Annotated in this window: 11 protein-coding genes; 2 read left to right on the top strand and 9 right to left on the bottom strand. The window is 60.8% G+C overall.

The annotated features are described in order from the left end of the window. Positions 1–78 precede the first annotated feature (78 nt). Genes ACGHP5_RS06890 through ACGHP5_RS06900 form a run of 3 tightly spaced genes read right to left on the bottom strand, consistent with a single transcriptional unit; the run spans position 79 to position 5,847 of the window. Positions 79–1,665: a DUF6850 family outer membrane beta-barrel protein gene (locus ACGHP5_RS06890; RefSeq protein WP_337755743.1), complete on the bottom strand. Its 1,587-nt coding sequence runs from the start codon at positions 1,663–1,665 to the stop codon at positions 79–81. An 18-nt stretch (positions 1,666–1,683) separates the two neighbouring features. Beyond that, the gene (locus ACGHP5_RS06895; RefSeq protein WP_390568240.1) at positions 1,684–2,943 is read right to left on the bottom strand and encodes a DUF4876 domain-containing protein; all 1,260 of its coding nucleotides are present in this window, start codon (positions 2,941–2,943) and stop codon (positions 1,684–1,686) included. Positions 2,944–2,955: 12 nt separating this feature from the next. Further along, positions 2,956–5,847 carry a TonB-dependent receptor gene (locus ACGHP5_RS06900; protein ID WP_295904260.1) on the bottom strand — a complete coding sequence of 964 codons (2,892 nt, stop codon included), beginning with the start codon at positions 5,845–5,847 and terminating at the stop codon, positions 2,956–2,958. Between the two features lie 556 nt (positions 5,848–6,403). Between ACGHP5_RS06900 and ACGHP5_RS06905 the strand changes: the two genes are divergently transcribed. Together ACGHP5_RS06905 and ACGHP5_RS06910 are read left to right on the top strand one after the other, a co-directional pair. Beyond that, positions 6,404–9,145 (top strand): hypothetical protein, encoded by a 2,742-nt coding sequence (locus ACGHP5_RS06905; protein WP_390568241.1) that lies wholly within the window; start codon positions 6,404–6,406, stop codon positions 9,143–9,145. Between the two features lie 93 nt (positions 9,146–9,238). Continuing rightward, complete coding sequence (locus ACGHP5_RS06910) at positions 9,239–11,437, top strand: alpha-galactosidase (protein WP_337771777.1); 2,199 nt, start codon at positions 9,239–9,241, stop codon at positions 11,435–11,437. 73 nt (positions 11,438–11,510) lie between these two features. Here ACGHP5_RS06910 and ACGHP5_RS06915 read toward each other — a convergent pair whose 3' ends face one another. The 6 genes from ACGHP5_RS06915 to ACGHP5_RS06940 form a co-directional block, all read right to left on the bottom strand. Then, the gene (locus tag ACGHP5_RS06915; protein ID WP_390568242.1) at positions 11,511–13,094 is read right to left on the bottom strand and encodes a beta-N-acetylhexosaminidase; all 1,584 of its coding nucleotides are present in this window, start codon (positions 13,092–13,094) and stop codon (positions 11,511–11,513) included. 62 nt (positions 13,095–13,156) lie between these two features. Continuing rightward, positions 13,157–15,436, bottom strand: coding sequence for a DUF5689 domain-containing protein (locus ACGHP5_RS06920; RefSeq protein ID WP_390568243.1), 2,280 nt, complete (start codon positions 15,434–15,436; stop codon positions 13,157–13,159). Between the two features lie 25 nt (positions 15,437–15,461). Beyond that, positions 15,462–17,018 (bottom strand): hypothetical protein, encoded by a 1,557-nt coding sequence (locus tag ACGHP5_RS06925; RefSeq protein ID WP_390568244.1) that lies wholly within the window; start codon positions 17,016–17,018, stop codon positions 15,462–15,464. A gap of 20 nt (positions 17,019–17,038) precedes the next feature. Beyond that, positions 17,039–18,064, bottom strand: coding sequence for a BACON domain-containing protein (locus ACGHP5_RS06930; RefSeq protein WP_390568245.1), 1,026 nt, complete (start codon positions 18,062–18,064; stop codon positions 17,039–17,041). Between the two features lie 17 nt (positions 18,065–18,081). Then, on the bottom strand, positions 18,082–19,581 hold the full coding sequence (locus ACGHP5_RS06935) for a RagB/SusD family nutrient uptake outer membrane protein (RefSeq protein ID WP_390568246.1): 1,500 nt from the start codon (positions 19,579–19,581) through the stop codon (positions 18,082–18,084). Positions 19,582–19,599: 18 nt separating this feature from the next. Beyond that, positions 19,600–22,911: a SusC/RagA family TonB-linked outer membrane protein gene (locus ACGHP5_RS06940; RefSeq protein ID WP_337771784.1), complete on the bottom strand. Its 3,312-nt coding sequence runs from the start codon at positions 22,909–22,911 to the stop codon at positions 19,600–19,602. Between the last annotated feature and the right edge of the window lie 5 nt (positions 22,912–22,916).

Consider the following 22,916-nt stretch of genomic DNA (forward strand, 5'->3'; position numbering starts at 1 on the left):
CTTTTTTAGGAATCCCCGCCGACAAAAACCCCGCAGGACTTTGCATGTCCTGCGGGGTTTTTACGAATGATCCGCGGTTCAGAAGTTCAGACCCACGGCCGCGAACAGGCCGCCGCGCCGGCTGCCGTCCATCAGACCGCTGCGACCCCACGCCGCACGGCCTTTCAGATCGACGTACAGGCTCATTTTCTTCGCCGGGAAACAGTGCGTATAGCGCAAGCCGGCCTCGCCATTCAGACGGTCGTTGGTCAGGAAGGCATACTCCCGGGCCAGCAGGTCGGCGCGGTAGTTCTCGTTGTCGATCTGCACCCCCTCGGGGCAGCTCTTCTCCAGTTCGGTTCCGCCGCCGAACGTATAGCCGCCGCGCACCGTCGCGTCGAGCCAGCTGCGGCCGCTGAACCGGAAGTTCTTCGTCACGCCCAGCATCAGCTTCGAATAGTGCAGGTCCTGGTTGTAGCGCGCCGGGGAGATCGTATATTCCGATTCGGTCTTGCAATAGTCATAGGCCACGTCGACGATCCACGAACTGCTCCACTCGTTGCGCTTGACGTAGAGTTTGTAATCGGCATCGACGCTGCGCTGCTTCTGCGAGAATTTCAGAAAGCGGCCGTACTGTTTGTAATATTTCAGATTGGTTACCGGATCAACGGCCAACTCCTGAATATTGTTGTATTTCAACAGGTCTCCCCACGAAGCATCGACCGAAAGCCGCTGATCCACACTACGCCCCGTAACATTGAGCACGCCCAGATAGCGGTAAGTTAACCGGTCGTTGTCGCCCAAATGTTCATCCTCTTCCAAATGATAACGCTCCATCTTACCATATATCGCCGAAAACTGGTTGAACAGGCTCACCCGGGGAGAGAACTTCAGTTCGAACTGTGCAGCCCCGCCGTACTCCGACTCTTTGTAATGGATCGGATTGCTGTTACTGCCCGACGGAACCAGCTCGGCCATATAGAACCAAAGCCCCTCGAACAGATAGAGCGGAATAGCCTGTTCGTTGGTTCCGAAAGAGAGGTAATTGACCGTTTCGGTGGTGCGTTCGTAGGTGAAATTCAGACCCGCATCGACCGTCTTGGAAGTGAACATCACACCGGGGCGAACGCTCAAATGCATGTACGTCGTCTTGTTGCGCGCATCGCGCCGCTTGGCAAGACTCTGGTTCTCGTATTCGCCCTGCAGACCGATCACCCAATTTCCCATCTGATAGGCCACTCCGGCTTTCAGCAGATAGGTTTCATTGCGCGTATTGCCGGGAACCGAGTCGCCCACGTTCATCGGCGAGGTATAAAGATGTGTATTACCCGCCCAGTTGCGGTCCGAGCCTGCGGTATAGTCATAGCCCAGTTTGCCGTAGAACGAAAGACGGTCCCACCGTTGGAAGGATTCCGACTGTATGCCCGTCTTATGGGTCCGGGCAGCGTCGCCGACGTTACGCAGGCCGCCTTCTTCGAAATCGTAGCTGACGTCGGCTGTCGAGAGCGAAGCACGGTTGAAGATCAGGCCGGCGGCGTTGTCCGAGACCAGCCAGCCGCTTTTGGAGCGGATGCGCTCCATCGTATAGTATTTTTCGAGGTTCTCCCCGCGGGCTGACTGCGCCGACGCCGTGCATGCCATTACGGCCGTTGCCAGGAATACCGCATATATCGTATTGATTCTCATGATCTGTTTCGTTTTGAGTTAATTGCCCTTGTAAAGAGTCGGCCGCGGAATCATCATCCAGTCCTGCGAAGAGTCGTTCGTATCCTGATAAACGGTATGTCCGGCGGCAGCCGTCGCCTCTTCGTCGACTTTACGGATGTAGGAGATGCCCGAACCCATTCCCGAAGTGATCATGAGAGCCTGGAGACTGATCTCCGGACAAAGACGCGGGACCTCGTTTTCGGCAATGCGGAATTCGACTCCGTCGTAAACCCACTCCTTGGGAATCATGATGGAATATATTTTACCGGTGTATGCCGGCGGCGCGGAGATCATGTGTCCGCCCGGCTCTCCGAGTTTGACCCCGTCTTTCACATACTCCTCGGCGCTTCCCTCGATACGATAGATGACGACCGTCGGAGAAGTCCGGGAAATCGTAAATGCGGTTCCCAGCCCCTGCTGACAATAGGGATTCAACCTTCGCTCCTCGGGAACTTCCGGAGTCTTCTGACCTTTAAACGCCGGAATCCACATGGCCCAGGTGTTCTCCGTCGCCAAATTTACAGGCACAGTCGTCATAGCACCCGTATGGTTGATCGCACTCAATGCGATCACCACCTCTTCGCCGGGCTGAAGCGGATGATCCGTTCCTCTACCCGGGAAATTGAATCCGAAAGCACTGATGGGAACCGAATCGCGCGGATCGGTATTGTCGTCGCCCAGCCACGATTTCACGTAAATCCGTTTGGCGTTGGAGTTATAGGTGGAGTGCGTGCCCAGACCGATGCCGTCGAGATACTGCACCTTGTCCGAATTGTTGTAGAGCGTAAAATACTGATCGTAATTGTAATTGGCGCCGCTCGGCGTCTTGGCCAGGTGGAAATAGACCTCTTTCAGGATAATGGTTCCCTTATTCGCGGCGGTAAGTTCGGCGGCAAGCGTTTCGACCTGCTTGTCGTCGCGCGACAGCACGATATTCTGCGAGGCCGACAGGATCTTGACGGCCCCTTCCACCTCGATCTGCTTGCTCACGATTACGCTGTACGTGCCGTATTCGGCTTCGAGGCGCGCCACGCCCTGCGCATCGGTCACAGACGTCAGGACAACACCCGTCTTCGAATTTCGCAGCATGACCTTGAAATCGCTTTTCGGCTCGGCAGCCAGCGCTTCGGGCAGCGTAATGCTCACTTCGACCTCCTTGCTGCCCTCGAAAAGTTCGCTGTCCTTCATGTCTTTCAGGCAGCCGCTCAACAGAAAGGCGGCCGCCAAGGGTAAAATACAGGTTAAAATCTTTTTCATCGTCTGCGGCGTTTAGAATTTGAGTTTGAGTTCCGCACCGAAATACATCTCGGTATTGACCATTCGGTAACTGCCCGTACTCTGCAACTTCATCTTGGGACGGGAATTCGTGAAGTTGTTGGCGTAGAACGAAATCTGCGCAATATTGCCGATCTCTTTGGTAATGCGGATATTGGCCATGAAATAGGGTTTGAACGAGTTCTGCACGAACAGGCTCGAATTGGTCGACGTCGTCCGGTATATCTGAAAAGCGTTGCCCAGCTCCCCGTCATACAGGCTGGGATCGAACGGCAGCACGTTGCCTGCGGCATCCATATACCAATCGGGGTCCTTGTAAAGCGTACCGTCGACCTGTCCTTCGAAATCGTAAATCTTGTTGCCCTCGGCATCTTCGTAATAAACTCCGCTGTTCTTGAAACTCCGGCTGCGGTCGAGCCACACGCACTGGACCGTCAGTGAGGTGATTAGGCGCAGTTTGGGAATGTGGGTGATAAAACTGAAATTGGAATTGAACCGCTTGCGTATCGCTGTGCCCTGTAAGCTCTTTCCGCCGTCATATCCTCCATAAACGGGATTATAGACGTTTTCCCCATTGATCTGTATTTTTCCGGAGTTATAGGAGAGATCGAAAAGCTGCTTCACGCCGACGTCCGGCATATTTTTCATCTGCATATAGGCGCCGTTGACGATGATCGAGGTGCGGATCGCACGGATCTGCCCGAAATCGAACGTGTACTCGACGCCCTGCTTGTCGTACTTGTTGTTGTTGCCGGGTTTGGCAATGCGTTTGAACTTGGTGACCGTCTCGTAGTCGAGGGGTTCACCGTTGACTCCCAACACCTTCTGCCCCGGATTATTCGGGTCGTCGATGTAGACCGGGGTTTCCGCACCGGAATAATTATACTCCCGGTAAGAGTATACGCCGGGGGTATACATCGTGGAATAACCGTTTCGCATCTTTTCATTGTAGTAAGCGATGCTTCCCTTGATGCCGAACATCTCGAAGTCGACGCCGACCTCGAAGTTCTTGCTGTACTGCATCTTCAGGTCACGGTTGCTCAACTCCTCGGCCGTCGTCACCTCGGTCGTCCATGCCTCCATGGCAGGCCGCTCACCGGCGGCAGGCAGACGCAGCGAGTAGTTGTCTATATAGGATGCGAACGGATAGAGCGTATAGAGGCCCGGTAGCGTGGTCTGAATGCCCCAACCGGCACGCAGCGACAGTTCGCGGACCTTTTTCGGCGCACGATTGCTGATGATCGTGTATTTGAGGTTGAAACGCGGATCTACGGCCCATTTGTCATTCAGCCGATCGGTTGCCAGATAGGTGAAACGCCCTCCGGCCTGCAACGTGAGCGAAGTCTTGCCGACCGGCAGGGTGACCTTTTCCTCGACGAAAACGGCCACCTGGTTCATGAAGGGGATATCGCTGAACGGCTGGGGACGGAACTGGATGGGACGCACGCCCTCGTAATACTGTCCTTTGCCGGTGTTGCCCGAATTGCTCCACTCGGCACCGAGCATCGCCTTGTTGTAGACCTTGCCGTAGCGGCCCGAAACCTCGGCCATCAGCTTGGCATTGGTGTAATAGGCCATGCTCAAGTTGCGGATGTCGCTCATGTAATCGTGAGGCGTGAACTCCACGAAACCTTCACCCGGTTCGGTCGCCCCGGGATTGGCAACGCCGACGAAGGTCGACAGTGCCTTGTTGCGGGCGTATTCGCGCGTCATGGTGTGGCTCAAGACATATTTCAGCGAGGTGATCCACGATTTGTTGAGCAGCCACGAGCCGTTCAGGTTGAGCGAAAGGCTCTTGTCGTCGAGGAACTTGCGCTCGTCCTGCGACAGGTCATCGGCATCGGGCTTGCTCGTGCCTTTCGAAAGGTAGCCGCTCACCTTCGCATTGAACTGGAACGGCGTACGGTCGCGGTTGAAGGTGTTGGAATAGTTCACCGAAAAGGTTCCGCGGTCATAGGCGTCCTTCGAAGTGCGGATGTCCTTCATGGCATTGGCATAGTCCAGCCCCACATTGAGGAAACCCTTATCGGGTCCCAGCGCGTAGCCTTTGGTCAGCGCCACGGCCTTGGTGTTGGGAACCGCCTTGACACGCACCTCGTAGGGTGTGCGGCCCTGCTTGGTCTTGACGATCACGGCGCCGGCGCTCATATTGCCGTACTCGGCCGAAGCCACGCCCCGGACCACCTCCACCGACTCGATGTTGTCAGTGGAGATCGTACGCATGTCGATTCCCTTGCTCACCGGCTGCCCGAAACCCGTGGCCTTTTCGCCTACCAGCGAAGCGTCGTTTTTCACCGACGCCCCGTCGACGTAAATACCGACCGTACTGGAATTGACGCCCAAAGTCTCTACGGAGGTCATGTTGGGATTCAGGTCGCGGATACCGATAAAGTTATAGGAGCTGCTCGTGAGATCGGGATTCGACGTCACGACACCCGGCAGCAGCTGCATCACGTCCTTGACGGAGGTGGCCTGCAGGTGGTCCATCGCCTGCCGGTCGATCGTCGACGAAGAGTTGATGCTGCGGCCCCGCTGGGCCGTTACGGTCACGGTGTTGAGTTGCAGGCTCGACTCTTTGAGGCGCAGCGAGAGCGCCCCGATCGAAGCGGTGATCGTCACCTTATACGAAAGGGGTTCGTAGCCCAGGCAGGTCGCCTCGATGGTGTAGCTGCCGGTAGTCACCGACGGCATCCGGAACCGGCCTTTGGCATCGGTCACCACCCACAGCTCGAGCGTCGGGATGGAAACCACGCAGCCCGCAATCGGCTCCTTCGTGTTGTACTCCGTCACGGTTCCCTCGATGGAGACCTTTTTCGGAGCCTGGGCCTGCACACCCAGCGGAATGCAGAAGCCCGCCAATAAAAGCATGAGTAAAAATTTCTTCACGGCAAACAGGGTTATGTGAATAGTAAGAATATCGTTCGTTTCTGAAGGGCAAAGATAGAGAACCGCCCGACAGACGGCAATCCCGAGAAATGGGGATTTTACCGGTCAGGGGACACAATAACGACTTCCGGCAGCTGCATGGCGCAACTGTCGGACATCGCAAAATACGCGGCTGTCAACAGAGGGTACGGCGATTCCCGCGGGGGGGGGAACCCGGGCGGGGAGTTCGTCGGCATGGTCCGGAACGCTGATCCGGGCGGTCGCCGTGCGGCGGGTCAATCCACTCTTCCTCATGCCAGTGTCATTTGATTCAAGACGGGTCTTGTCCCGCAAGGTAAGAAAAAAACGCCATTCCGAATGCCTTTTCAGGCTATGAATTTAACCGAAGTTACAATCCGGACGCATCCTGCGCCATATCGCGACAATGTTTAACCGGATTCCCGCATGCGGTTTCGATCCGAAACACCCCTTCCGGGCCGAAATTTCTTTCCCGCAGACCGATTGTACTATGGACGGAAATTGTTATCTTGCGGCCAATAAACCTTCACTCCCCGGTTTGACGCGTTACATACTATTGATTCTCGCCCTTTTCGGGTTTGTCGGCATGCCCTCCGCACACCCGGCGGGGAATCATGCGCTCCAATCCTTCGCCGTCTCCACCCATCTCATGAACTTCGGCCGGTCGGCGCGCACGATCGTCATGGTCGAGGACAAGGAGACGCACGACCCGCTGCTGGGCGCTACGGTCTCGATCATCAGCAAGACCGACACGCTGCGGGGCACGACCGTCAAGGAGGATTTCTACCGCATCATGGCCGTCTACCGCTGCGACCGGATTTTCCGCGACTCGGTCGATCTGGAGGTCACCTACGTGGGCTACAAACCGTTTAAAAAGCGCTACGGGAATACCGGATTCCGGGGACGGATCGAGGTCAAGATGGAGGTCGACGAACAGTCGATCGCGCAGGTCGTGGTCGTCGGGCAGCAGGTCGCCATGGTCTTCCGGGGCGACACGACGGTCTACAACGCGGGATCGTTCAAAACCATGGCCGACAACCGTTTCGCGGAGTTGCTGAAACAGCTGCCGGGGGTCGAGATCAAGGACAACAAAATCTACGCCGAGGGACAAGAGGTCAAACGGGTGCTGATCGACGGGAAAAACCTCTTCGGCACGAAAACCTCCTACGCCCTCACCGACCTCGAAGCCTCGGATGTCCGAAGCGTGCGGGTCTACGAGGATTTCAGCCCCGAGGCAAAGCGCCTGGGAGACAACACGGCCGAAAAGGAGAAGGTGATGGACGTCGAAACCAAGTCGAAGCGCGGTTACATCCAGGGCGGCAACCTGGAGGGAACGCTCGGCGCGAGCCTCGAAAGGGACTACTCGGGCCGGCATGAAATCCGCCACTCCGAGGCCGGGAGCTTCTATCGCAACACCGAGAAGGGCAACTGGCGCCTCGAAGCCTCCAATTCGAAGGACAACATCCGGCAGGGGGAGGGCGTCTCGTTCAACTCGAAGACAACCCCCTCGAAACAGACCGACGCCCAGGCGGACTACACCCTGCGCCGGGGCGACTCCACCAACGTCTCGACCAGCGTCCGGTTCGGGCGCAGCCGCCAGAGCAGCACGGGATTCTCGCAGACCGAATACTTCCCGACCGAGGCCTACGCCCTGCGCAGCGAGGAGAGCCGGAACGAATCGCTCTTGAAATCGCTTTCGGCGGAGATCTCGAACTACGTCAACATCCAGCGGAAGAAGAACGTTTTCGGGGCCATGACCTCCTTTTCGATCGACGACGGCTCCACGTCCGGGCACAACCGCACGCAGCAGCGGATCGACGACGAAAAGACCCGGACGAACCTCAACAGCGACTCCGAGAACCGAAATATCCGGCTGAACGTCAATGTCTATTACCACACACGCATCTCCGAGCGGTCGACGCTGTCGTTCAACGTCTCGGGCAAATACGCACCCGGCGACCGGGACGGCTGGCGGGTCGACACGACGGCCTCGACACCCGGCCTGCAGGTCAAACTGCGCAACGACGGCGACAGCCGCAGCTATTCGTTCGGCGCCAATCTGGGCTACCGTTACAAACTGGGCAAAAAGGGTTCGTTCAACGCGTCATACGGCTTCAGCCGCGATTACGCCCGCTCGAAACAGCTGGCGGTCGATTTCCTCTCCGACCCGCAGGGTGTCGTCGACACGGTCAACTCCTACCATTACACGACCGACACCTACACGCACAGCCTGCAAACCAGACTGCAATACCGGAGCGGCGACGTCTGGATGATGGCCGGACTGGGCGGAGTGCTCTACGACATCGCCCGCAGCGAACGCTTCCCCAAGGAGGAGCGCTTCCCGCGGCTGTTCTTCCAGCTCAACCCGACGGTCTACCTCTCGGTCGGCAAGTCGCGGCGGCGTTTTTCGTTCAACTTGGCCTCCTTTCCGCAGATGATCCCGCTCGAATCGCTGCGTTCGACCCTCAACGCCACCAACCCCCTTTCGCTGCAGGCCGGAAACCCCGATCTCAAATTGCAGAACAACCTCTCGGGATCGGCGGGATTCCAGTTCACCGACGTCAAGAAGGCACTCTCCTTCAGCGTGCAGCTCAACGGCAGCTACACCTTCAACTACATCGCCTCGCGGCGCACGCTCTTCCTCGAAGACACCTACCTGCCCCGGTACGACTACACGGCGCAGAAGGGCGCGCAGCTCACCTCGCAAACCAACGTCGGGGGCAACTACAACCTCGGGGGCAGAATCTCCTACTCACAGCAGATCAACCCGCTGCGCTCGACCCTGAACGTCTCGGTGAACTACGGCTTCAACCAGACGCCCTATTTCACCGGCAACGACCTTTTCCACTCGGTCCGCCATTCGCTCGGCTTCGGCTTCGGTTTCGACTCGGGCTTTTCGAGCAAGATCAAAATCAACATCCGCTCCAACACCTCGATGAGTTCCTACACCACGCAAAAGGAGACCTCGCAGGAGCTGCGCGAACAGCTCACGGCGCGTGTCGACCTGCGCTTCGGCAAGTATTTCGGGTCGGTCGGCACGCTCTACGAATTCTACTGCAACAGCCGCTCGCACACGCTCACGCGCCATAACGTGATCCTCAACGCCTCGGCGGGGCGCAAGTTCGGCAAGGAGAACCGGCTGGGTGTTTCGGTGGGCGTCATCGACATCCTCAACCGCCCCGACTACGCCACCACGAGTTTCGACACGGACTACGTCGTCACCTCCACGACCTCCTACCTGGGCCGTTACGGTTACCTGCGCGTCGCCTACACATTCTGATCGCAACCCGTCGGAATTACGGTATTATTTCGGTTCATTTCGTATAGTTTCGCATATTTTCGTATCTTTGGACGCAGAAACCGTTTAAAGCGTATGAAAAAACTACTGATTCCCCTGATCGCCGCCTTTGCCGCGAACAGCGTATCGGCCGCCGCGCCGCAGCAGGTCATCGACATCAGCACCGACAAGCTCTCGATGGTACTCACCGCCGCCCCCGGAGGCGAAGTCTATTTCCGCCACTTCGGCGGACGCATCGACGACCCGGCGCCGCTGGCCGACTTCAAGAGCAACCGCCGCAGCGACCACGGAACCGAGGACCTGGCCTACCCCGCGACGGGAGGCCGCAACTTCCGCGAACCCGCCCTGCGCGTCACCCACGCCGACGGCGACATGAACACCGAACTGCGCTACGTGTCGCACGCCTCGAAACAACTCTCCGACAAGAACGTGACGGAGACCGTCGTGAAGATGACCGACTGCTGCCAGGCGCTCGACGTGGAACTGGTTTTCACGGCCTACGCCCGCGAGAACGTCATCACCACGCATGCCGTGATCCGCAACCGCGAAAAGGGTCCCGTCACGCTGCACAGCTTCTACTCCTCGTCGCTTCCGCTGAAGGCCGACAAATACCTCCTGACGCACCTCTACGGGGCCTGGGCGCGCGAAGCGCAGGTCGACCACACGCTGCTGACCCACGGATCGAAAAGCATCGAGTCGACGCGCGAGGTGCGCACGACCCACACCGAAAACCCGGCGTTCCTGCTCACGCTGAACAGCGATTCGTTCAGCGAGACCTGCGGTGAAGTCATCGCCGGGGCGCTGGCCTGGAGCGGCAACTTCCGCCTCAACTTCGAGGTCGACGAATTCGACGTGCTGACCGTCCTGGCCGGCGCGAACCCCAACGCCTCGGACTACAAGCTCCGCCCGGACGAGTCGTTCACCACGCCCGAAATGATCTACACCCACTCGTTCTGCGGCGCGGGCGGCGCCTCGCGCAACCTCCACGACTGGGCGCGCAACTACGGCGTCTACCACGGCCACGAGGTCGTTCCCACGCTGCTCAACAGCTGGGAGGGGGCCTATTTCGATTTCGACGCCAAGGTCCTGAAACAGATGATCGACGACGCAGCCTCGATGGGACTGGAAATGTTCGTGCTCGACGACGGCTGGTTCGGCAACAAATACCCGCGCAACGCCGCCAACGCCGGACTGGGCGACTGGCAGGTCAACCGGAAGAAACTCCCCGAAGGCATCGACCACATCGCCTCCTACGCCCATTCGAAGGGGCTGAAGTTCGGCATCTGGATCGAGCCGGAGATGGTCAACCCCAAGAGCGAGCTGGCCGAGAAACACCCCGACTGGATCGTCCGCCCGCCGAAGCGCGAAGCGCCCGCGACCCGCAACCAGTGGCTGCTCGACCTCTCGAACCCCAAGGTGCAGGATTTCGTGTTCGAAGTCTTCGACAACACGATGAAACTCTCGGACAAGATCGACTACATCAAGTGGGACGCAAACCGCAACGCCAACAACGTGGGTTCGGCCTACCTTCCGGCCGACGAGCAGTCGCGTTTCTGGATCGACTACGCGCAGGGATTCTACCGCGTGATGGAACGCATCCGCGCCAAATACCCCGACGTGCTGATCCAGGCCTGCGCTTCGGGCGGCGGCCGCGTGGAGTACGGCGCCCTGAAGTATTTCGACGAAGTGTGGACGAGCGACAACACCGAGGCGCTTTCGCGCGCCCGCATCCAGTACGGCACGAGCCTTTTCTACCCCGCCGTCGTGATGGGTTCGCACGTCTCGGCCACGCCCAACCACCAGACGGGCAACATCACGCCCATCAAATTCCGCTTCGACATGGCCTGCGCCGGACGCCTCGGCATGGAGCTTCAGCCCAAGCAGATGACCGACAGCGAGCGGCAGTTCGCCCGCCGGGCCATCGCCAGCTACAAGGAGTACCGCGACATCGTGATGCAGGGCGACCTCTACCGCATCGGCACGCCCTACGACAAGAGCGGCTGTTACGGCCTGATGTACGTTTCGAAGGACCGGAAGCAGGCCGTGCTGTTCACGTACAGCCTGCAATACCAGGGCCGCTCGCTGATCCCGAAATTCCGCCTCCAGGGTCTCGACCCGAAGACGGGCTACACCATCCGCGAACTGAACGTCGACAAATCGCGCAACTGGTTCGACGGCAAGACCTTCAGCGGCGAGATGCTCTCGAACGCCGGGATCAACCCTTCGATGCCGAAGATCTACGACAGCGGCGTATTCCTGCTCACGGCGGAATAACCCCGCACGGTACGGCAGTAAAGGGAGGCTTCCGACGGAAGCCTCCCTTTTTCACAGCCTTTCGCGGCCGGCGTCACTCGACGCCTCGGAACACGAAATCGGCATACCGGTATCCCGCACGGTCGTACAGCCTGCGCAGCGAGCCGAGCCGCCGCACGAAATCGTCGTAGTCGCGTCCCCGGGGCGCCCATGCCACCTCGGACATGGCTGCCAGACGCGGCAGGAGCATGTATTCCGCATGGTCCATCGTGGCGACGTACTCGGTCCACAGGTTGGCCTGGATGCCGAGGATGTTGCGGCCCTGGGCCTCGTCCAGCTCATCGAAGGGGTCGTAGCCGTAGAGTTTGCGGATCGGAATGTTGCGTCCGATGGAGAGCGGCTCGCCGTTGCTCTCCGGATCGGAGGTCTGGTAATAGTCGAGGTAGAAGTAAAACCGCGGGGACATGACGACCCGGTTGCCGAGTTTCGCGGCCTTGATCCCTCCCTCCGCGCCGCGCCACGACATGACGATCGTCGAGGGCGTCACGCCGCCTTCAAGCAACTCGTCCCAGCCGATCATCTCGCGGCCGCGGGCGTGCAGCCACTTCTCGATGCGGCTCACGAAATAGCTCTGGAGGTCGTCCCCGTCCTTCAGCCCCTCCTGCCGGATGCGGCGCCGGCAGTCGGGACACTTCTCCCACCGCACCTTGGGACACTCGTCGCCGCCGATGTGGATGTACTTCGACGGGAAGAGTTCGAGGACCTCCGCGAGCACGTTTTCGAGAAATTCGAAGGTCGTCTCGCGGCCCGCGCAGAGCACGTCGCTGCTGTAAAACCACGTCGTGCGCACCTCGTAGGGACCCTTCGTGCACCCCAGCCACGGATACGACGCCAGGGCGGCCATCGAATGCCCGGGCAGCTCGATTTCGGGAATCACCTCGATGCAGCGTTCGGCGGCATAGGCCACCACCTCGCGGATTTCGTCCTGCGTGTAGTAACCGCCGTGGGGCGTTCCGTCGTACCTGTCCGAAGTCTTGTAATGACCTATCAGCGTCTCCCGGCGCACCGAACCCACACGCGTCAGTTCGGGGTATCTCCGGATCTCGATGCGCCATCCCTGGTCGTCGGTCAGATGCCAGTGAAAGGTGTTGAGTTTGTGGAGCGCCATGATGTCGATAAACCGCTTGACGTCCTCCACGGGATAGAAGTAGCGCGCCACGTCGAACATTGCGCCGCGGTAGCCGAAACAGGGTTCGTCGCGGATCTCCACGACGGGAACCCGTCCGCCGTCGACGAGCTGGCGCAGGGTCTGCACACCGTAGAGCACGGCCCGGGACGAGCCGCCGCAAACGGTGACGCCGCGCGGCGTCACGCTCAAAGCATACGCCTCGCCCGCGAGCGTGGCGTCCAGTTGCAGATCGACGCCCCGGTGCACGGGTTTGTCCGTCACGACGGGCTTCCGCACCCCGGCTTCGGCCAGGTAGCCGGCACACAGCCCGGCGACGGACTGCAACGCCGGGTCATCGTAGCCGATCCGGCAGCTGCGGCCGATGCGGAACACTCCGTCGCCCGGTTCGACCGACACGGGACGGGGGATGACATTGATTCCGGGCGGCGGTGTTTCGGCACACGACGCAAAGAGGAGGAGCGCGGCGGCAAGGAGCAGGGTTCTCTGCATGGATTCGGGATTCTGTCGTCAGCGTCCGGGACGTTCCTTTTGCGTCCCGGACGGCTGCGCGGTTATTTTTTGTTGTAACGGATGGCGAAATAGTTCATGCACGACGGCGAGTCTATCGGCTGCGCGGCGTATTCGTCGAGGCTTCCGCCGAGGTTCCGGGCCGCCTGCAGGCGGATGTAGACGTTCTTTTTGCCGAGCATTTCGAGCGGAAGCTTCACGTCGACGGGTTTCCAGCCCGCATACTGCCAGTAGCGCGTCGCGGGGGTCCAGCGCGCCATGTCGGGCACGGTGTAGGAGGCGATGTAGGTCCAGTCGCCGTCGGCGTTCATGTCGCCGGTCTCGGACCACGCGACGTCGAAATAGCGGGGCGAGCCGTATTTGCCGCTGTCGTAGCGGTCGTTCAGCACGCTCACCTGCATCGACAGCACGTCGGTCGAAATCCCTTCGGTCGAAAAGTTGACGATCCACGCATGTCCGCGGTCGTTGGCCTTGTCCCACCAGTACCAGTCGACCCACGCCGGGCCTTCGGCGTTGTTCTTGCGCGGAACCTTGCCCTTGCCGCCGCCCGAGGTGTCGCCCGCGATGTTGCTGTTCACGTCGGGATTGTCGCGCCACCAGTCGGTCCCGTCTTCGAGGATAATGCCCATGCCGTTGACGTTGCCGATGTTCGACCCGAAAATGAAGCTCGGTTTGTTGCCCACGGGACCCAGGTAGCTGAAATCCTCGTTGGCCAGAATCTTGACCGCACCGTTGCCGTCCTTGTAGCTGTGCGTCAGGTAGCCGTTCGTGCCGTAGGTCGGATAGACCTTGTTGTTGTCGTACTGCAGAAAACGGTACTCGGTCAGCAGAGCCGAAAAACTGTCTTCGAAATCTTCGGCCAGCCCGTCGAAATCCGATTTCGAGACGTGCCGCAGCTGGTAACGGCCGATGTAACCGTAGGATTCGTCGTCGCCGCCGGCGTTGTCCTCCCACTCGAAACGCGGGAACAGTTCGTGGACGACGATGCCCGAGAGTTTGCCCGACCCGTAGGGCAGGCGGCTGCCGTCGCGGCGGTAGAGACACGTGGTGTTGGTGTAGAGATAGATGTGCTCACCCTCGATGTCGCGCACGAGCGACGCGCATTTCTCCGTACGGTTGGCGCCCGTGGCGTTGGCATACCCCTCGTTGATCGGGGTCAGCGGGCCTTTGCGGATCGGCAGTTCGCAGTCGGTGAGCGTGACATAGGTGTAGATGTCGTCGTCGGTCAACTGCCCGATGCGCTTCTCCTTGCGCGGAATGTCGACCGCCGTGCCCAGCTGCGAACTGATGATCATGGCCGACTTCACGCCCTTGAGCGAGAAACGGTCCGGATCGGTGTCGTGCACCAGCCGCACGCCCTTCAGCGCGAGCTGGATGCGGCTGTAACGCATGAAAATGTTGTCGTCGGCCGTCTCGGTCTCGATCATGAATCCCAGGCTGCCGTCTATGCTCTCGACGTAGGCGGTCTTCTTGCAAACCTCGTAGTTGATCGTCGACTCGGTGGTCATGGGGTTGGCGCCCATGTTACCGCCTGCGGCGTCGCTGACCACCCACGCCGAGATGTAATAGTCGTTTTCGATGGTCACGACCTGCCCGGGACCGCACAGCGCACGAATCTCTTCGAACGACCGCTCCGTGCCGAAATCGTCGCGGGCATTGGCCTGCACGATGTAGAGTCTGGCGGCGGTGACCTTGTCCCAGCCGTTGGTGAACGAAAGGGTTATCTCCGCCGAACGCATATTCTCCTGGTCGGGGTTGGCCTGCGCCGCGAAAAGAAGCGTCCCCGACCGATCGTCGACACGCACGTCGGAAATCCAGCCCGCAGCGCCCTCGCCGGGATAGACGACCTTCGTCACGAGGCGTTCCGAAGCAATGTTTGTGTCGAGCGGGACCGAAACGGACTGTTCGGCGGCGCTGCCCTTCACCGAAACATTCGGCGCGGGAAACACAAGCCGCTCCTCGATCAGCCCCTCCTGGCGGATGTAGACCGTGTCGCGGCGGCGGCCGCTGTCGTCCTGCAGCAGCAGGCGCGCCACGCGGGCGAAGGAGTCGTTGGCCCCGTAGGTGACGCTGAAGGCGCCGTCGCCGGGAATCCGCCCGGTGTGGGCCTCGGCCCAGGGAGTCTCCTCGAGGAACGAGACGTTGCAGCCGCGGTTGCTGTACACCTCGACCTCGACCGTACCGCTCTGCGCCGGCACGATGTATTCGCCTTTCACGGCGCCGAGTTCGATGACCGGGACCTCGTCCGGATCGTCGGCGCAGGCTGCCGCACAGCCCGCGAAGGCCGTCAGCAGCAACAATTTCCAGCTATTTTTCATTTTCATGGAGTCTTTGTTTTGAAGGGTTTTGTCAATCCAGCAGGCGGACTTCGATGTCGTCGACGAAATAGTAGCTCGTCGTGGCTGCCGTGCCGGTCCTCTCGAAGAAGTTGAACGAGGTGTCCTTCGACACGCCGCCGGCGATCAGCCGCACCTCGGCCCAGCCGTCGGTCCCGATCGCGGCGTTGGGGATATAGGCCGACGTGGCGGGTGTGAAAGTCATCGGCTCTCCGTTGATGCAGACCTCCTGATAGGTTCCCTTGTCGATCCAGCTCTGGAACGAGTCGGTCATGTTCGCCCCTTCGACGTAGCAGATGCGGAAGGTGATCTGCGCCCGGCGCGTATCGCCGGCGGGGATGTTCGCCAGCTTCGGCGTGTGGATCTTGCCGCGGCCCAGCGTCGGTGACCCCACGCGCAGGCAGCCCTGGAACTCGGCGCAGCGGTAGAGGTAGGTCCAGTCGTAGAGGTTGCGGTTGCGGATATAGTCCGCCGTGACGTTGTTGACGGCCGACGGCGGCGCGATGTTCCACGAATTGGAGTAGTCGGCCGTGCCGGCCGCATTCTCCATCACGTAGAAGGGAGCCTCCTCGAGGCCCGTCGACGATCCGGCCGCGGTCGTCCCGGCCAGACTGCCGTCGGCCTGCTGCTTCTCGGTCTGCGAGGGCGAATAGCCCTTCGTGCCGCCGACATAGTCGCCGCCCCACGTGCAGGCGTCGAAATACTCGGCGAACACCAAATCGGCGTCGGGGGCGTACTCGATCGCCGGGGTCTCGGTCACCACGTTGCGCCGGATCGTGCGCGGCGTCGGCGAATCGACGGTCATCGCCCGGTGCGAACGGTCGGTGATGCGGATTTTCAGGCCCGAAGCGTACTCCCGGGCGGGCATCACGATGTAAAAGTCGGTCCCGCTCTCGTTCAGGGCGACGCCCTCGCCCGCTCCGCCGCAGTTCATCACCAGACGGTAGGCACGGGCCGAACTCGCCGTTCCCGGCACGAGGATTTTATTCCCCTCACCGTCGGTCCCGAGCGTGGCGTAGCCCGAAACCGGAGCGCCCGACCGGTCCTCGACGAGGATGGTGTTGATCGTTGCCGAACCCTTGAGCGTCAGTTTCAGCACGCCGCAAAGGGTGCGCATCGTCAGGTTCACGTAGCCCTTGTCCCCGTCGATGCCCGTCGCTTCGCCGTACATCGGCATCGCGTTGTGCCCGAAGGTGCCGGGGCCGGCGTAGAACTGCGCCAGCGGCAGTTTGAAGTTCGCCCCCTCCCGCGTCTGCTGGAGGAAGTTGTAGGCCGAAGGGAACACGGCCTCATAACGGTCGGCTTCGGGGACCTCGGGCACGGCAGCCGAGCCGTCGTCGAGCAGGAAGACCTCGTAGGGCCTGCCGTTGATGTCGATCATGTCGCCCGGACGGAATTTCACCCGCAGGTCTCCGTCCAGTCCAGCACGTGTTCCGGCGGCTGCGGAGATTCGCAGCGAAACGTATTTCACCGGAGCGGGTGCAGGCTGTGCGGCGTCCCCGCCGGGCGTTTCGGAACACCCCGCCAGCAGCAGGCCGCAGGCCGTCAATAGGTACTGTATCTTTTTCATTTTCGCGTCTGTTTAATCGGTTACCACTCGTTGTCGTCCTTCTCGCCCTCCATCTGGTCGCCGTCCACGCCGCCGATGTCACACTTCTCCTGCGTCAGGGTCACGTAGTCGGTGGTGATCGTGCGTCCGCGTCCGTTGTCGTAGCGCAGGGCGAAGCGCGCCGAACGCGGCGCGGCGGGATTGGCCGGAATTTTCACACTCACCAGACCCGTTTCGCGGTCGACGGTATGGTTCGCGAGCCAGCCTTCGGCGCCCGTCAGGTAGTCGCACACGAACGTCACGTCGCCGTAAATCGCCGGGATGTTGCATTCGAAGGCCTGCCGGAAAGTTTCGCCGTAGGCCGCCGCGGCATGGGATTCCCCGGCGGGCGTCATGGTCAGTTTCAGCGCTTCGTCGCTCTGCGTGACGGTGGCGCGGGTCTCGTAGCGCGTGCCGTCGCCGTCCGCGACCCAGAGGGTCACCGTGGCGAAACGCATCGCCCCGGTGGTGTTGTCGTCCACCGTGAAGCGCAGCGACTCGTCGTCGAGCGCCACCTGGCCGATCCACCCTTCGCCGCTGTCCTCGGCGTAGGAGACTTCGCACCGCACGCGTTGGAGGTCGGGACCGAGGTTGCTCGCCAGGGCCATCTCCACGGGACACCCCTCGCTCAGCAGCGCGACGCTTCCGGGCGTGACGGTCAGCGTCGGGTCGGTGATTCCCGCGGCCTGGGACATCACCACCTCGCAATGGCGGTCCCCGGACACGATGCGGACAGTCGCCGTGCGCGACAACCCGCCGTTGGCGTCGTATTCGAAGACGAAGTCGCCGTTTTCACGGCCCGACTCCCGGTCGATCCGCGCCCATGAGCCGCCGGACTCCGAATCCACGGCGAGCGACCACCCGCCTGTCGAGTAGACCATCACGCGGGTCATGCCCTCCGACGCCGGCAGTTCGACCCTGTTGTTGTCCACGGCCAGGCGGATCGTCGGTTCGAACGGCTCGTTGCAGCCGCCGGCCGCCCCGCAGAGCGCCGCCAGCAATGCAATGCCTTTATAACTGAATCTCATAATGTTCCGTTTTTAGGTTAAAGTCCGTATTTCTCATACTCCTTGTTGTCGAGCGCATAGCCCGAGTAGACCACCTGCGTGTCGGGGATCGGGTAGTACTCGTGGCAGGGCAGAATGGCGTTGCGCACCGTCTCGTAGTCGGCCGATTCGAGGGTCTTCGTGTACCAGATGCCCCACCTTACGAGGTCGAACTTGCGCTGGAACTCGCCGATCAGCTCACGGGCACGCTCGTTCTGAATCTCTTCGAGCGTCCGCTCCCAGCTCTTGAAGACCGTGAACGCGGCGATGCCCGCACGCTCCTTCACCTGGTTGAGGTAGTATTTCGTCTGCTCCAGGTTCTCCTTCATGCACCAGCACTCGGCTGCCATCAGCACAGCGTCGGCATAGCGGAAAACCTTGTAGTTGTTCGAGTCGTAGCTGTCGCGCATGCCGGGACACCAGAATTTCGGGCCGAGCCACGGCCGCGTGCCGACGCTCTTGAACTCCTGCCCGCCGTACTCCCACGCGAGGTTCATCTCCACGCGGCGGTCTCCGCCCGTGCGGGTTTGCAGTCCGGCGCTGAAGACCAGGTTGGGGCGCATGCCGGGCCACACGTTGGCGTCGTCGCCCAGTTCCTCGATCTTCACGCCGTCGAACACGTCGGTTCCCGACTCCTGGGTGGTCTGGTTGGGCATGCAGATACAGGCGTAGTTCGAGGTGTAGATCAGCCCGCCGGAGGTGTAGGTGTGCTGGATTTCGAGGATCGACTCGGGAGTGTTCTTCATGCGGAACGGAATGTCCGAAAGCGGGTACTGGTCGAGCGTGCCGTAAATCTTCTCCAGTTCCGCGAGCGCTTCGAGCGCCGTGTCCCACTCCTTGTTCCACATCGCCATCTTGGCGGCGAGCATCCACCCCACGGCGGCGCCCATGCGGTTGTCGGCGACCTCCGACGAACGCACCTGGTCGAGGTCGGGAACCATCGTCATCAACTCCCCGATCAGATAATCGCGCGTCTCGGCGGCCGGCATGCGCGGCAGGCGGGCCGTCTGGTTGAGCAGCTCCTCGGTGCTGACGTCGATCGTGTAGAACGGCACGTCGCCGAAGACCGACGTGAGCAGGTAGTAGTACATCGCGCGCAGGATCACGCCCTCGGCCAGCAGTTTTCGGCGGTCCTCCTCGCTCACCGTGGCCTTTTTGATACCCTCGATGGCGGCGTTGCAGTACATCACGGCCTTGTAGCCCTGCGTCCACACCGTAGCCCCGTAGCCGGGCAGCGCGGGCGAGATTTCGAGGCGCGAATCGTAGACCGTCGGCGAATTGTGGAACAGCAGGTCGGTGACGCCCTCGGTCATCACGCCGAAATTGAAGTTATAGATCGTCTTGAGCGGAATGTAGCAGCTGTTCAATCCGGCGATACACTCCGACTTGTTGCGGTAGAAGTTGCTCCGGTTGACGAAGAACTCGGGCGTTTCCTGGAGCGAGCAGGCGCCCGTGAGCGCGGCGGTCACCGTCAGCAAAACCAATTTTATGGATTTCATGGTCGTAGTCGTTTTTGATTAGTAGCGGATTTGGACGCTGAAGATCACCGTGCGCGCCCGCGGATAGGCGCCCATGTCGACGCGGCGCAGCGTCGAGCTTTCGCTCGAAGTCGAGACATCGGGGTCAAAACCGTTGTACTTCGACCACAGGTAGAGGTTCTCGCCGCTGACGCTCAGCGTGATGTCGCGCAGCCACCTCACCCGCTTGCGCAGGTCGAACGTATAGGCCACCGAGACGTTTTTCAGCCGCAGGTACGACGCGTCGTGCACCTGCAAATCGCTCGGGACGTGGACCTGCACGGCGCCCGCGCGGGGCAGGTCGGAATCGGGGTTGCGCACCGGATGCCACGAATCGGCCATGTAGCGGTACTGGTTGGCCGAGAAACTGCCCGACATGTAGAGTTCCGAATAGTTGTAGATCTTTCCGCCGAGCGAATAGGCGAAGTAGACGCCCACTTTCAGCTGCCCGATGTTGAACGTATTCTGCAAACCGCCGTAGATCGTGGGATCGGCATTGCCCAGGTAGACCAGGTCCTTCTGGTCCAGCGCGCCGTCGTTGTTGGTGTCGACGTAGCGCGGCAGCCCCGGGCTGACGGAGGTGGTCGCCGAGACGTAGGTGTTGGTCACCTTGTTGCGCTCGATCTCCTCCTGGTTGTGCCACACGCCGCCGTACTTGAAGCCCCACAGGGCGTTGAGCGGACGGCCCTTGACGTAGCCGTACATCATGTACTGGCTGTTGCCGGGGCTGTTCATCGCGCTGACGAAATCTTCGGAGCCGATGTCCTCGACCTGCTGTTTGTTGTGCGACAGCGTGAGGGAGGTGGACCACGAGAACTTGGGCTTGACGATGTTGCGCGTCTCGACGGTCAGTTCGAGGCCCTTGTTCGACGTGCGGCCGATGTTTTCGAAATGACTCGGGAAGCCGGACTGCGCGGCCTTCTGGACCGACAGCAGCAGGTCGCGGGTTTTCGAAATGTAGCCCTCGAAGGTGATGTTCAGGCGTTTCTTGAACAGTGAAGCGTCGATGGCGGCGTTATAGAGGTCGGTGGTCTCCCACGTGAGATTGTCGCTCGCCACGCGGGTCGGATAGAACGCCGTCGACTGCGTGCCGCCGAGCAGGTAGCCGCCCGAAGTCGAGGTGTAGGCCTCGATCGACCGGTAGGGCTTGATGGCGTCGTTGCCCGTGCGCCCGGCGCTCACGCGCAGCGACAGCTCCTCGATCCAGCGCACGCGGCGCATGAAGTATTCGTTCGAAATGCTCCACTTGACGGCCGCCGAAGGGAAGAAGCCCCACTTGTGGTTGGCGGCGAAGTTCGACGAACCGTCGTAACGCCCCGTCAGGGTCAGGTAGTAGCGTTTCTTGTAGTTGTAGTTCACGCGGGCCAGCACCGACATCTTCGTAATGTAGTTGGTGTAGGAGGTGCTGGTGTAGTTCTGCTTGTCGTAGATACCGTTCATGTTGTTCCACTTGTTGTCGTCGACGATCAGGCCCTTGGCGTTCAGGTCCAGCCCGTTCAGGCGCGACTTCGACCCCGTGAAACCGCCCATCACGTCGAAATAGTGGCCCGTTTTGGCGGTGTAGGCGTAGGTCGCGGTGTTCTCGGTCGAGAGCGTGCGCGTGTCGTACTCGGCGCGGTAGCCCTCGCCGCCCTCGCCCTCGTTCCTGACGGGCAGCGTGCTCGGGTAGAAACGGTAGTCGTGGCGCTGGTAAAGGTAGTAGGTGAACTTGCTGCTGATCTTCAGACCCTCAACGGGTTTCAGGTCGACATATAACGTATTGGTCGAGGCGAAACGCTCCAGCGTGTTCTCGTTCAGGTCGATCGTGTAACGCGGATTGTTAATCGTCTGGCCCGAGCCGTAGAAGGGATTGTAGGTGTCCTCCGGGCTGAGCGTCGGGGCGAGGTAGGTCGCGGCGTTCCACACCGACGAACCGCCGATGTTGGCCTTGTTGTTGGCCTCGTCGCGGTAGGAGATCGACGAATTGACGCCCGCCGTGATCCACTTGGCGAAGTCGTGCGACACGTTGACGCGGGCCGTCGTACGCTGAAACCCGCTGTCGTCGACGATACCCTGAATGTCGCTGTAACCCAGCGACACGAAGTAGCTGCTCGTCTTCGAACGGCCCGACACCGAGAGGTTGTAATTCTGGTAGGGAGCCGTGCGGGTGATCTCGTCGATCCAGTCGGTCCCCCGGCCCAGCGAATAGGGGTCGTTGTAGGTGTAATCCTGGACCGGACGGTTGCCCATCTGCCAGTTGAAATAGGTCACGTCGTTGCGGAAGAGGGCGAACTCCGTGGCGTTCATCACGTCGAGACCGCGGGGCAGCTGCGAAAAACCCATGTCGGCCTTGAGCGTGATCCACGGCTTGCTCACCGTGGGATTGCCCTTCTTCGTGGTGACGATGATCACGCCGTTCGAGCCGCGCGCGCCGTAGATGGCCGTCGACGAGGCGTCCTTGAGCACCGAGATCGACTCGATGTCGGCCGAGTTGATGTCGCTCAGGTCCTGCACGGCGTCGATGATGCCGTCGACGACGATCAGCGGCTCGTTCGAAGCCGTGATCGAGCGCGTGCCGCGGATGCGGATCGAAGTCGAGGCTGTCGGGTCGCCCGACGTGGACATGATGTCGGCACCGGCCACACGGCCCTGCAACGCCTGGTCCACCGAGACCACCGGAATGTCCTTGATGTCGCCCATCTTGACGTTGGTCACCGAACCCGTGAGGTCGGTCTTCTTCACTTCGCTGTAACCGATCACAACCACCTCGTCGATGCCCTTGTTGTCGGCCGTCAGCGTCACGTCGATCTGCGAGCGGTTGCCGACGCGGATTTTCTGGGACACGTAGCCCAGGTAGGAGAAGTCGAGGACCGACTCGGCCGACTGCACCCGGAGGGTGTAGGCGCCTTTGGCGTCGGTCGTGGTTCCGCGCGCCGAACCCGAGAGCACGACCGTCACGCCGGCCAGCGGAGCGCCGGTGTCGCTGTCCGTGACGAGGCCCTTCACCACGCCCGTTTCGCGGGGCGCGGGTTTCAGCGCGACGTCGACCTGCGTCCGGCCCTGGGTCGGAACCTTCCGGGCCAGATAGCCCCCGCAGGAGAATTCGAGCACGGCCGAGGCCGAGGCTGCCCGGATGGCGTAGGCGCCCTTCGCGTCGGTCGTGGTTGCCGTCGCCGAGCCGGAGAGCCTGACGCTCACACCGGCCAACGGCCTGCCGCTGTCGCCGTCGGTCACGGTTCCCCGCACCTCGGCGGCCGGCTGGGCCGCGAGCGAAGAGACGGTGACCGATACCAGCACGAGCAGCGCGCCGATCATTTTGCAGAATTTTCTCATATAGG

The sequence above is a fragment of the Alistipes sp. i18-0019-D1 genome, assembly GCF_042852885.1.
GTDB lineage: Bacteria > Bacteroidota > Bacteroidia > Bacteroidales > Rikenellaceae > Alistipes.

Coding starts and splice junctions, on each gene's coding strand:
- ACGHP5_RS06935 (WP_390568246.1), bottom strand. CDS start 19,581: ATGAAATCCATAAAATTGGTTTTGCTGACGGTGACCGCCGCGCTCACG.
- ACGHP5_RS06920 (WP_390568243.1), bottom strand. CDS start 15,436: ATGAAAATGAAAAATAGCTGGAAATTGTTGCTGCTGACGGCCTTCGCG.
- ACGHP5_RS06925 (WP_390568244.1), bottom strand. CDS start 17,018: ATGAAAAAGATACAGTACCTATTGACGGCCTGCGGCCTGCTGCTGGCG.
- ACGHP5_RS06915 (WP_390568242.1), bottom strand. CDS start 13,094: ATGCAGAGAACCCTGCTCCTTGCCGCCGCGCTCCTCCTCTTTGCGTCG.
- ACGHP5_RS06910 (WP_337771777.1), top strand. CDS start 9,239: ATGAAAAAACTACTGATTCCCCTGATCGCCGCCTTTGCCGCGAACAGC.
- ACGHP5_RS06890 (WP_337755743.1), bottom strand. CDS start 1,665: ATGAGAATCAATACGATATATGCGGTATTCCTGGCAACGGCCGTAATG.
- ACGHP5_RS06895 (WP_390568240.1), bottom strand. CDS start 2,943: ATGAAAAAGATTTTAACCTGTATTTTACCCTTGGCGGCCGCCTTTCTG.
- ACGHP5_RS06930 (WP_390568245.1), bottom strand. CDS start 18,064: ATGAGATTCAGTTATAAAGGCATTGCATTGCTGGCGGCGCTCTGCGGG.
- ACGHP5_RS06940 (WP_337771784.1), bottom strand. CDS start 22,911: ATGAGAAAATTCTGCAAAATGATCGGCGCGCTGCTCGTGCTGGTATCG.